This is a genomic window from Micromonospora sp. NPDC005413 (assembly GCF_040606435.1).
Lineage (GTDB): Bacteria > Actinomycetota > Actinomycetes > Mycobacteriales > Micromonosporaceae > Micromonospora.
Genome location: NZ_JBEXEV010000008.1, coordinates 94,908 through 106,457 on the forward strand (window position 1 = coordinate 94,908; position 11,550 = coordinate 106,457).

At 70.0% G+C, this 11,550-nt stretch carries 8 protein-coding genes; 3 read left to right on the forward strand and 5 right to left on the reverse strand.

Annotation, left to right across the window (positions count from 1 at the left end; translation table 11 throughout):
* Positions 1–16 precede the first annotated feature (16 nt).
* Positions 17–709, reverse strand: a complete 693-nt coding sequence (locus ABZS37_RS12500; protein WP_355168277.1) for a hypothetical protein — start codon at positions 707–709, stop codon at positions 17–19.
* Positions 710–863: 154 nt separating this feature from the next.
* Here ABZS37_RS12500 and ABZS37_RS12505 point away from each other — a divergent pair, with 154 nt between their 5' ends.
* Entirely contained in the window at positions 864–2,081 is a 1,218-nt protein-coding gene (locus ABZS37_RS12505) for a hypothetical protein (protein WP_355168279.1), read from the forward strand.
* A 30-nt stretch (positions 2,082–2,111) separates the two neighbouring features.
* On the opposite strand, the gene ABZS37_RS12510 is transcribed toward ABZS37_RS12505, so the two are convergent.
* A complete protein-coding gene (locus ABZS37_RS12510) occupies positions 2,112–2,549 on the reverse strand; it encodes a VOC family protein (RefSeq protein ID WP_355168281.1) in 438 nt (145 codons plus the stop codon).
* Positions 2,550–2,569: 20 nt separating this feature from the next.
* A complete protein-coding gene (locus tag ABZS37_RS12515) occupies positions 2,570–2,938 on the reverse strand; it encodes a VOC family protein (RefSeq protein ID WP_355168283.1) in 369 nt (122 codons plus the stop codon).
* A 1,396-nt stretch (positions 2,939–4,334) separates the two neighbouring features.
* On the opposite strand from ABZS37_RS12515, the gene ABZS37_RS12520 reads away from it, so the two are divergent.
* Positions 4,335–5,267: a DUF2637 domain-containing protein gene (locus ABZS37_RS12520; protein ID WP_355168439.1), complete on the forward strand. Its 933-nt coding sequence runs from the start codon at positions 4,335–4,337 to the stop codon at positions 5,265–5,267.
* A 464-nt stretch (positions 5,268–5,731) separates the two neighbouring features.
* Positions 5,732–6,667, forward strand: coding sequence for a replication-relaxation family protein (locus ABZS37_RS12525; RefSeq protein WP_355168285.1), 936 nt, complete (start codon positions 5,732–5,734; stop codon positions 6,665–6,667).
* A gap of 588 nt (positions 6,668–7,255) precedes the next feature.
* On the opposite strand, the gene ABZS37_RS12530 is transcribed toward ABZS37_RS12525, so the two are convergent.
* Together ABZS37_RS12530 and ABZS37_RS12535 are read right to left on the reverse strand one after the other, a co-directional pair.
* A complete protein-coding gene (locus ABZS37_RS12530) occupies positions 7,256–8,158 on the reverse strand; it encodes a hypothetical protein (RefSeq protein WP_355168287.1) in 903 nt (300 codons plus the stop codon).
* Between the two features lie 267 nt (positions 8,159–8,425).
* A complete protein-coding gene (locus tag ABZS37_RS12535; protein WP_355168289.1) occupies positions 8,426–11,500 on the reverse strand; it encodes a DUF3427 domain-containing protein in 3,075 nt (1,024 codons plus the stop codon).
* Between the last annotated feature and the right edge of the window lie 50 nt (positions 11,501–11,550).

Sequence of the window (11,550 nt, forward strand, 5' to 3'; positions counted from 1 at the left end):
GGCCGCCGGCACCGGGCTACGCCCCGATCGACGCCTTGGCGGCGTCGATGGCGTCGGACAACTCCTCGGTGTGTTCGAAGCCGTCCTCGATGATGGCCATGTTCACCCCGCACTCGCGCTGCCGTGCTCGCAGCAGCGTCTCCTCGATCGGGGCCACCGGGAAGGCCAACGGGTCGAGACCGGGAGCGGAGCCCACATCGTCGACCAGGAGCCATTTGCTGTCCGCGTCGTAGACGACCACACCGGCGGCGATTCCCCTGGTCCACTGGTCGAAGAGCGTGGCGAGGCTGGTGGCGGCACGGACCGAATCCCAGGCATCAGGGGAGATTTCGTAGCGCCAGATCTCACCCTCGTGCTCGCCCGCGAGGACGAACGTGTAGAGAATGGCATCGAAGTGGAACAGGGGCAGTTGCTGCCGCCAGGGGAACGGCGTGCCGATCGACAGCCCCAGATAGTCCAACGCGTCCCTGCCCTCCGGCCAGGGCATCCGCCAGCCGACGTTGGGCAGCAGGTGCCGGGCGGGCCAGCGCTGCGACTGCAACCACGTCAGCTGCTCCGCGATGTGATCCACGCCGAAGATCCGGTAGACCACGTCCGGCGGTTGCCCGGCCGGCGACTCGGCCTGGTCCGGCCAGTCGAGACCGGCGGCCGTCGCCGCGACGCGGTACTCCCGCACCGCGTCACGCAGCACGCGCATGTCATCGAGCATCAGGAAGCTCCTTGGCTGTGGGAGTCCTGCGCAGGCTAGCTCCGCGGCCGTCCCCGCGTATGCCCGTCAATTCTCTCCTTTCGGGCGCAAAGGGATGCATCGATCCCGCCCGCGTTGCCTGTCACGTACGTGACCGGTTGTACCACGTGTGACCGTGACCTCACTGGCACGCTCCCCCTGGCGGATCGCCTGGGCCGAGCGCGAGAACGAGCGCCGGCAGCGCGCGTACCGCGACGCCACCGACGCCTGGCTGCGCCGCAACGACCACCTGGTCCGGCTCCGCATCGAAGCCGCCGGCTTCCTCGGGTGTACGCAGCCACGCACCGGCCTGCCGGTGGACCTCGACGACGATGAACTCGTCTTCCGCGTCGTCCCCGCCGCCGAGCTGGTCGAGGCCGAGGCGCGGCACGTCGCCGGCCTGCCGACGCCCGGCCCCGTCACCTGCGCCGAGACACCCGGCAATACCCTGCCGACCGGCCTGCGGGTCGTCGACGCCGGCGTGGCCGTCGTGACCAGCCACCGGGTGGCCTTCGCCGGGCGCGAGCGCTGGCGCGAATGGCGGTATGCGGACCTGGCCGACCCCGCGCACCATTCCGACGTACCCCTCACCCTGCTGCACACCACCGACCGCAGCCGGCTCGCTGGCCTGCTGGTGCCGGCCGCCGCCGCGGTGAACGCCCGCTTCTACCTCACCCTCGCCGTCGCTGCCGCCGCCGGGGAACGCGCCGCCGTCACCGCGCAGCTCGACGCCCTGCTGGACGCCCACCAGGGCGCGCGGCCGACGCCGCCGCCGTTTGTCGAGCCGGACCAAGCGCCGCTGACGGCGGTACGCCCCGATCGCCGGGTGATCGCCGTCGCCGCCGTCGCGACGGTGGTGTTCGGGACACTGGGCCCCGGCGCTCTCGGGCCCGAGCAGGCAGGCACTGTGCAGCGGGCAGCAGCCACCACGATCGCCATTACCGACGCTCCGACGGCTATCGACGCACTCGTGCCGGTCCTTCCCATCGGGCCGGTGGCGCCGGAGCGCGGGAGGGCCGGGTCGGTCGGCCGTACGGTGCAGGCCCGAACCACAGCCGGCGCGCCACATGGCCCATCGAGCACGACTTCCGTGCGGCCGCCGGTCCCGGTTGCGCCGGCGGCGTCCACCGCTGTGGACCCGCCGACCGCTCCGGCTCCGACCACGGACCCGCCACCGGTGGCCCGCCCGATTTTGCCCACTGCTGCGGCCTCGTCCACTGCTGCGGCCTCGTCCACTGCTGCGGCCCCGCCTACTGCCGCGCCGTCGCCGGACCCCGCCCTGATCACGCTCTGCCTGGATCCCCTACAGCTACCGCTGCTGGACCGGCTGCTCTGCCCACCGACCGAACCCTGACGCGCTGGTTTGCCGGCCCTTCTGCCTGGCTCAGCCAATGGCGCCGAAGTCGGGGACGGTGATGGTGCCGTCCTCGGCGAGGGGGAAGGCGGGGTTCCAGGCGATCTCCCACACGTGACCGTCGGGATCGGTGAAGTAGCCGGCGTAGCCGCCGTAGAACGTCTCCCGGGCGGGTCTGGTCATCTCGGCACCGGCGGCCACCGCCACGGCGATCACCTCGTCGACCTCGGCCCGCGAGCGGACGTTCTGCGCCAGGGTCACCCCGCCGAAGCCGTCGGTGCCTCGATCGTCGATGCCCGCGTCGTCGGCCAGCTTGTCGCGGCCCCACAGCACCAACGCCAGGCCGCCGGCCTGAAGGAAGACCGTCTCCTCGACCTCCTGGCCGCGCCAGCCAAGGTGCTCATAGAACGCCTTTGCGCGCGCCACGTCCGTGACTCCGAGGGTGATCAGGCTGATCCGCTGCTCCATGTCGTCAACCTAACGCGTGATCACTCGGGGGCATGGCAGACGGCTTCGACGTTGTTGCCGTCCGGGTCACGGACGAATGCGGCGAAGTAGGTCCGGTGGTACTCCGGCCAGATCCGGGGCGCGTGCAGGACCTCCGCGCCGGCCTTGACGGCGGCGTCGTGGAACGCCTGGACGGCGGCGCGGTCATCGGCCGTGAAGGCCAGGTGCAGCTCGCGGGCCTCGCCGCGGGTTTCGGTCGGGCCTAGCCAGAAGTCGGGACGGTCCCGGCCGTAGCCGACGACGTTCGGGAACTCCAGGAGGCGGCGGCCGCCGAGCGGGGCGAGCACGGCGTCGTAGAAGGCGCCGCTCGCCTTTACGTCGCGGACCTGGACTGACAGGTGGTCGATCATCGCGGGCTCCTCCAAGCGTCTCCGGGCGAGGCTGACGCCACGCTAGCGGGTACGACGCGTGGTCCGTGTTCGCAGTGGATCGCCACCGGACACCACCCCGGTCGTCCGCACGGGTGCTCGTACCGCTGATGCGCAACCACGGCGGCTCGCCGCCGGGGTGCCCGCGCACCGCAACCACCTGCCCGCGGTGGTGCAGCCCTGATGCCGATGGAGCACCTCCTCCCGGGTGAGCCCTTACCTACGCCACAATTCGACTCGCTGTCAGGTGGACTCGGGTAGGTGGTTCTGTTGCGCCACCACCCTCACGGGCATGACTGTTTCCACTCCTGGCCTGTCCGGGTTCCGCCGTGCCGGGGCGATCGTGGCGGCCGCGCGCGCCGCGGTGGCTGTCGGTGTCGTTCCGGGGGCCGTGCCGAGGCCGCCGCCGGCGACACCCTTCCGCTGGGCGACGCCGGCCTGACGGAGGTACGCACCACTCGTGCACTGGCCGACGGCGTCACCTGACCCGTATCCAGCGGGGAAGTGAGCCCGCGCCGGCCGACCAGATCATCACCACCACGCGGGGCCCCTGGTGCGGCCGGCCCCTACCACGGGGGTGGCCAGATCTGGAGGTTTTCGACCATGACTGGGCGGATCCAGGCGGAGTGCGAGCAACAGGAACGGACTGATTAACACTCCACCGGACTGACGTCAAGGCTCCGTGGCCGATCCGCGTGGAATCGGGGTTGACTCGACGGTGTTCCCGGGGCGTAATGGATACACGTTCCCGCACTGCCGGCTGGCGCGGTCGGCCAGAAAGAGGCGAGCAGGCACTCCCAGAGTCGGGTTGCCTGCTCTTGTTCGCGCCGACGGTGCTGGGAATGTCGAGAGAGGGAGGCCCCACATGAAGGATCGTTCGTCGGCGAGTTGAGCCGCCGCACCACCATGGCGCTTGTCGAGCGCTGCCGGTGGCGAGAGTCCTGACCCCTTGTGGCTCGGCGTGGCCCCCCCGTGTCCGCCTGTTGATCGCAGCCTGCTGTGCCGGTTGTGGCGACGCCTGCTGGCCTGGTGCCTGCCCCTGCGCATTGCAGGAGGGGTTCCGCCCGGACGGGCGTCAGTCGGCAGGTCGCGCCGGCCCAAGCCCTGATCCGAGCGGACCTGAACTGCACCCCCACATCGCCCGCACCGTGAACATCATTCAACTGGAGCACGAACATGACATCAACCAACATCAATCACGCGAAGCCGACTGCCAGGTCGGTCCGCCCCTGTACGACGACGGTCGTCAAGATTGCGCACGTGCTGCCTCGCCATGGGGGGTGGGCCGTTGGCGACGCCTGAACAGCGATCCCACGATGTCTCCGCCGATCAGCGGTCGGGGCGGGAGCGGCTGGAGAACCGCATCCAGGTGCTGATCATGTTGTTGATCGGTGGCGCGGCCGGCGCGGCTTCCTTCCGGCACGTGCATGACGTGGCGGCGGCACACGGCCAGCCGGGCTGGCTCGCCTGGGCCGACGCGGTCGTGCTGGAGTTGACTTCGATCGCCGCCGGTCTGGAACTGCGCCGCCACCGCCGCCTGGGCACCAGCGTCGCCTTCCCGGCGACCGTCCTGACAGTGGCGGTGTTCCTGTCCCTCGCCGCCCAGGTGGTGGAGGCGGAAGCGTCGGCGATCGGCTGGATCGCCGCCGCGCTGCCGGCGCTCGGCTTCCTGACGATGGTGAAGATCGCCCTCGGCCGCGCCGACCCCGTCCCACCCGACCGCACCGCCCGCCCCACGCGGGTCGCCCCAGGACCGCCGCTGGTCGCGGACGCCGCGGTCCCGGACACCCGCGAGCCGGTCCCCGCACCGCCACTGCCGGCCCCCGCGAGCACTGAAGCGGTCCGGGACTGCATCGCCGCGGTCCCCGCCCCGGCGGTCCCCGCCCCGGCGGTCCCCGCCCCGGCGGTCCCCGCCCCGGCGGTCCCCGCCCCGGCGGTCCCCGCCCCGGCGGACCAGGACCCGGCGGACCAGGACCCGGCGGACCAGGACCCGGCGGACCCCGCCCCGGCGGACCAGGACCCGGCGGACCAGGACCCGGCGGACCAGGACCCGGCGGTCCCGGACCGACGGGCCGAGGACACGCCGGTCCGGGACCGAGGCCCGGGGATCACCGCGCTGGTCCCGGCCGCCCGGACCGCCGCCCGCGCCCTCGACGCCCACGGAACACCCCTGTCCCGCAAGGCCCTCGCCGGACAGCTGCGCGCGGACGGGCACCAACTGTCCAACGCCACCGCCTCCACGCTCGTGCGCGTCCTGCGCGGCGAGAGCACCCCACCCGCGCCGGACCTGTCACACCGGGAGGCCGCGTGACAGAACCACAATCTGCGACCTCTGTCAGCCATAGCAGTCGCCGTGAGACCAGCACACGGGTCTGTCAGGAAGCCCGTCTCCTGACAGAACCTGACCCGACCTGGCAGAGCGAACACCGGCCCGCCCGTCACGGCAGGGCGACCAGTGCACACCTTGCTCTCCATCCCCCTGTTCGGATCCTCGAAGGAGCGACAAGCGTGCTGACCCAGCTCAGCGACCCTCACCCGCGCCACCAGAGTCGTCACCGACCTGCGGCGCACTCGCTTTCAAACCACTGTCAAGGCGGAACCGGTGTGGCCGGCCGTGTCGGCGTCGGTGTCGGTCTCCGTTGCACCGTCCGCCTTGATCCTGACCCCCAAACCGACCCGCCGATCCCGCCTACAGCCCAGGTCAGCCCCCTTTCAGGAGTGCGGGCCGGCTCCAGACACACCCTCATGTGTGGGGTATCCCCCCAGGGGTAGCCCATGCGTAAACCGCTACCGGCTCCGGACCCGCTGCTGCGTCTACAGGCCAGCATCACCGCCCGCGACGACCGCCTCCTCAGCTGGCTCTACGACCATGGAGTCCTCACCACCGATCAGATCGGCGCCGCACTGTTCCCGTCCCTGGACTTCGCCCAGCGCCGGCTACGCCGCCTCACCGTCCTGCGGGCGACAGACCGGTTCCGACCCAACCGGGCCTACGGCGGCTCCTACCCGTACCACTACGTCCTGGACCAGCTCGGCTACGACCACGTCCACGCCCAACGCGGACTCGGACGACCACGCCGGGACCAGGCCCGCCGCCGAAAGCAGTCCCTGACCGCCCGGCCGGACCTGCCGCACCTGCTCGGCGGCAACCAGGTCTTCATCGACCTCGCCGCCCACGCCCGCACCCACCCCAACACGGCCCTGGACCGGTGGCAGCCCGCGTCCGCCTTCCACGAGCCCGGCGTGTTCTACCGCAGAGGCGGCAACCCGCAGATGATGGTCCACGGACCGACCGGACTGCCCCGCCCCGACGGCGCCGGGGTGTGGACCGAGCACGGACGGTCCGTGCCGTTCTTTCTCGAGTACGACACCGGCCGCGAACGCCTCAACATCCTCACCGAGAAAATCGCCAAGTACGAACGGCTGGTCTGCCTCAGCAACTGGGCGTGGCCAGTCCTGTTCCATCTACCCTCCGCCTGGCGGGAGGCGAACCTGCACCACCGCGTCGCCGGCATCAACCTGAAGACGGTCATCGCCACCACCACCGCCGAGCTGCGTGCCGCACTCGATGCCAGCCCCGCTGACCAGGTCTGGCAACGGGCCGACAGCAGCGGCCGTCACCGCCTCGTCGACCTGCCCTACACCGACACCGACCACGACGACGAGTTCCCCACCCACGCCGTGTCCGATCATGAAGGTAGGACCGCCTGATCAGCGGGCGGATCAGGCGGCGCGTGCGGTGGCCTGGTGGCCCCGCATGCCGCCGAACCCGCCCACACCCGCGCAACCCCCGGGACGACGGCCCCCGCCCGCCGTGCGGCCCGCACCAGGCGACGGTCCGGACCGCGCGGCAGAGGCGAGGCAGGCGCCTCGCCGCCGGTCCAGGTCTGCCGGCGGCGGTCGCCAACGACAGACAGACCCCGGGACCGACCGCGCACTCACATCTAGCAACTCGCGCTGTGAGTCCCTGTGACCGGCGCATGTCTTCTCCTCCGCGGCCACGGAAGTTGCAGTCCGCGGCCCTCCACCGCCGCCGACCCGCCGCCGTCTCCGGACGGAGCGGTCCAGCGATCTTCAGCCGGTACGCGCAGCGCACCGCCAGCACGTTCGGTGATCTGATGACGGCCGTGCGTCCGTACGACACGCGAGTCTTCCTCGGCAAACGGCAGGCGGTCGAGTCGCCGCAGCGGACACGGCGTACTTCTCACCGGGCGTCGCCTGGCAGCCGATGGCGATGAGCGGAACCGCGGGGTGCTCGCGCATATCAACAGCTGAGGCGCGGCAGCGAATGCCGACTGGTTAACAGTGGTCCTTTTGGGCTTGAGCAGCGACAGCCCTAGCCTCCTTCAGGAGCTTGGCGACCTCGTTTTGGTAGCTGGCCCCCTTCTTTTTCCAAGCCGCAGTCTTCACCGATACCTGATCCAGGAGATCCTTGACGTGTTCGGCATCTGGTGCGTTAGGCGGTGTGTACCCGGGCAGCGCAGCGGCGGCCTGCTTAAATGCGGATAGATCACGGTCGAGCAGCGTAGCAGCGTCCTTGAGCGCTTGGATGTCGCTCGTCAGGCTGCTCATGTCGCTGTCGATGCTGTAGGAGTCGCTTTCGACGCTGTAGGCATCGCTCTCGGCACTGTAGGCGTCGCTGCACGCCGACGACTCGTCGTGCTCTCTATCAGCCATCGCGGCGTTGGTCTTCGCGCTCGCCAGACCCTGCTTTGCGGCGGTCAAGTCCCTTTCGAAATCTGAGAAGGAGGGCGGCTTGGCAAGCCCATCCCGTACGACCGCGGCGTCCTGCGCCACATCTTCAGCTGCCTTTGCGATCTGCTGCCGGCTTTCTTGCAGAGAAGCTGCTGCGGCTGCACTCGCCGCAACCGCCTGTCGACCTGCCCGGTTGGCATCAGCCTTCGCTTGCACCTCCGCAACCTTGCGGTTGTAGGTGTCGGTGGACGCCGGTGCGAGCGTAAGTGATGCGGTCGAGCCGTCGTCTTGCGGCACCTGCAGCGTCATCTCCGAGCCGGACACCGTGCCGGAAAGGTTGGTAACGAATCCGAGCCCCTGGGGGAAGCTGAGGGTCATTGCCTCGCCGTCCATCGTGCCCGTGAAGGCCGCGTGCGTCGACGTCGTCGTGGTCGGGTCGGCGCTGTCCAGGCTGGTCTGGTCCAGTGTTCCCGAGAGGGTGCCTGCCTGCCGGGTAATTTGAATCATGACCGCGCTCGTGGTGTCCGCCCCTACCCAAGTGTGTGGGAAGCCCCCGACTCGGTTGGTGATGCTCGAACACGACGTCGCGGTTATACCGGGCACGAGTAGCAGGGCGGCAACCAGGAGTCGGGCAGGCCCCAGACGCATTTGCACCTGCGAAACCTAGCGACCTTTCAGGCATAGGGGTAGGCCCCATTTGGACGACGAAGGTGCCGGTTTGCAGGAGAGCCTATGGACTCGCGTCACGAATCGTGCACCTCCCGCTTTCGGAGGTCATGCGGCGATGGCCCGGGCGGCGGCGTACGTGTCGGCGGGGAGCGGGTGGTGCAGCCGCCAGAGAATCCGCATAGGCCGTTCGCCGGCGTGCTCCTGGTACGTCATTGGTCCGGCGTACAGGTACGGCGGCGCGCCCAGGTCGCGGTCGGCGAGCTTAATCTCCCGGACGAACAGGTGCACCGTCGACCCGATTTCGGCGTGCTGGATGTAGCGCTGCCCGGTCCCCGACGCCGACGACGTGGTGCTCTGCGACTCCCACTGAAACAGGCTGTCGGTGATGGCCCGGTCGGCGTACATCGTGGTGGGGGAGTAGTGCTCCTCGGACTTGACCAGGGTGACGAAGAAGAGGTCGGCCTGCTCGTCCGGCAGCCACTTCACGCCCTCGCGCAGCGACCCCGGGTTCGCCATCCCGAAGGCCGCGCACGCCTCGTTTCGGCTGTAGCGGGCGTGCACCCGCAGTGGCACCCGGTTCGACGCCGGCTCCGGTGTGACCCGGTGGATCCGATCCCGTAGGACCTCGGCGACCTGGCGCAGCTCGGCGCAGCGCGCCGGCTCCGCCCAGAGCCGCTTCAGCCGGGCATCGCGCTCGGTCAGCGACACCGACGGCCCCCAGAGACTGAAGTGCAGCATGTCCAGCAGCCGTCCGCGGCCAGGGTGCTCGCCGCCTGCGACCCGCGCCAGCAGGGACAGCCGGTCTACGTCGTCGATGTGCAACATTCGCCCGATAGCCCGGCCGAGCTCGCGGTCGTCCGGCCCGGCGGTCGAGGTCTCGATGCCGGCGAGCCGCCGCAGCCCGGCCCACCCGCCGATGCTCGCCGACCGGTAGACGTCCTCGACTTCCAGGCCGGTCTCCCGCAGGAACTCGGCCAGGCTCACGTCACCGAGCTGCCGCAGCTCCGCCACCAGGCCGTTCTTCGAGGTCGGCAGGGCCGACTTCAGGTTGGCGAGCACGACCTCCTTCGCCACCCGGTCCAGCTCGACGTGGCAGCCGCTCGGCAGCGACGGGAAGCCGTCCCGGACGGCCGCCTCGACGGCCCGACGGCTGACCCCGGTCAGTGCCCGCCACCGCAGGTCGAAGCGGAAGTTGGCGTGCTGGCCGCCGATGAAGTCGAGCACCGTCAGACAGGGTTTGTCGTCGTCGAGCCGCAGCCCACGGCCGAGCTGCTGAAGGAAGATCGTCGCGCTTTCGGTGGGCCGCAGCATCAGGATCGTGTCGACCATCGGCAGGTCGACACCCTCGTTGAACAGGTCGACGGTGAACAGCACGCGGAGTTTGCCGGCCTTGAACTCCCGCAGCAGGCCGTCCCTCGTCGTGCGGTCCGCCCGCGAGGTCACCGCCGCCGAGGGTACGCCGTGCCGGGTAAACCAGTCCGCCATGAACTCGGCGTGCCCGATGCTTACGCAGAACCCGAGCGCCCGCATCCGACCCACGTCGGCCGTGTCCTGTACCGCCTTCAGGACCATCCGTGCCCGCGCGTGGTTGCCGGTGTAGAGGCCGTCCAGCTCCGCCGGGTCGTACCCTTGCCCGCGCTTCCACCGCAGGTGTGACAGATCTACGTCGTCGTGCACTCCGAAGTACTGGAACGGCGCCAGCAACTGCCGCTCCAGCGCGTCCCACAGGTGCAGCTCCACCGCCGCGTGGCCGTCGAACCACCGACGCACATCACCGCCGTCGGCCCGGTCGGGGGTCGCCGTCAGTCCCAGCAGTACGCGCGGCCGCAGCCGCTCCAACAACCGGGCGTACGTCGGCGCTTCCGCGTGGTGGAACTCGTCAACGATCACCATGTCGTACGCGTCGGGGTTGATCTCCCGGCGGTGCAGCGACTGGATCGAGGCGAAGACGTGCTTCCAGTGGGTCGGCTCCTTGCCCCCGACCAGCATCTCGCCGAAGCTGCCGTCACCCATGACCTGGCGGAACGTCGACATGCTCTGCTTGAGGATCTGCTCCTGGTGCGCGACGAAGAGCAGCGAGTCGACTTGGCCTGCCCGATGTAGCCGCCGGTAATCCAGCGCTGCCACCACCGTCTTGCCGGTGCCCGTCGCCATCACGACCAGGTTGCGGTGCCGGCCGTGCACCTGCCGCTCCGCATCCAGGTCGGCCAGGATCTCCGCCTGATACGGGTACGGCCGCACATCCAGGTTCGCGATCTGGGTCGGTACGTCGTCAGCGCGCTCACCGCTGAGCGCCTGCCGGAGCCGCTCAGCGTCCTTGGCGGCGTCGTAGTCCTCGAACGCCGGGTCGTTCCAGTAGTCCTCGAACGTCGCGGTGAAGGTGTCGATGACGTGCGGCTGCTCGATGTTCGAGATCCGGACGTTCCACTCCACCCCGTCGACCAGCGCCGACTTCGAGAGATTTGAGGAGCCCACGTACGCGGTGGTGGTGCCGTTGGTTCGACGGAACAGCCACGCCTTGGCGTGCAGCCGGGTCGTCCGGGTCTCGTAGGAGACCTTGATATCGGCGCCCAGCTCGGCGAGTCGGTCGAGGGCTCGTTGGTCGGTCGCGCCCATGTAGGTCGTGGTGATGACACGGAGTCGGCCGCCGCGTCGGATCAGGTCGCGGATGGCGGGCTCGACGATGCGCAGGCCGTGCCACTTGATGAAGGCGCAGAGCAGGTCGACGTGCTCTGCGGAGGCCATCTCGTGGGTGACCTCGTGGCCGATCCGGGGCTGGTGCTTGCCGTTCACCAGGAGAGCGCCGGTGGAGAGCGGGGTGGTCGGGCGCTGCGGAAAGGTCGGTTGCGCCGGCGGGGTGGGCGGGGCGGCGATGGCGTGTAGGAGGTTTTTGGCGTCGGCTACCTGGTCGCTGTGATTTGTTGCGGCCGGGCTGAGGACGGCGATGGCTTCGGCAATGCGGTTGGTCAGCTCGACCTGGTGGTGCAGCTTGTCGTCGCCGCCAGGGACGGCTTGGAGAGCGCGGCTGATCAGGGCGGCGAGGTGACGGGTGAGGGGGCCGTGTGAGTCAGCAGCGTCTAGGGCGCGGTGCTGGATCAGGGCGGGATCGACGCGGTGGAGCTGGTCGGCGAGCTGCTGGGTGATCAGGTGCTCGTAGATGCCCCGCTCAAGATCCGTCACCCCGGCAACCTAACCTTCTCGCAGGCGTCCCCGTTGCCCCTACACGAGGC

Coding starts and splice junctions, on each gene's coding strand:
- ABZS37_RS12500 (WP_355168277.1), bottom strand. CDS start 709: ATGCTCGATGACATGCGCGTGCTGCGTGACGCGGTGCGGGAGTACCGC.
- ABZS37_RS12510 (WP_355168281.1), bottom strand. CDS start 2,549: ATGGAGCAGCGGATCAGCCTGATCACCCTCGGAGTCACGGACGTGGCG.
- ABZS37_RS12515 (WP_355168283.1), bottom strand. CDS start 2,938: ATGATCGACCACCTGTCAGTCCAGGTCCGCGACGTAAAGGCGAGCGGC.
- ABZS37_RS12520 (WP_355168439.1), top strand. CDS start 4,335: ATGTTGTTGATCGGTGGCGCGGCCGGCGCGGCTTCCTTCCGGCACGTG.
- ABZS37_RS12525 (WP_355168285.1), top strand. CDS start 5,732: ATGCGTAAACCGCTACCGGCTCCGGACCCGCTGCTGCGTCTACAGGCC.
- ABZS37_RS12530 (WP_355168287.1), bottom strand. CDS start 8,158: ATGATTCAAATTACCCGGCAGGCAGGCACCCTCTCGGGAACACTGGAC.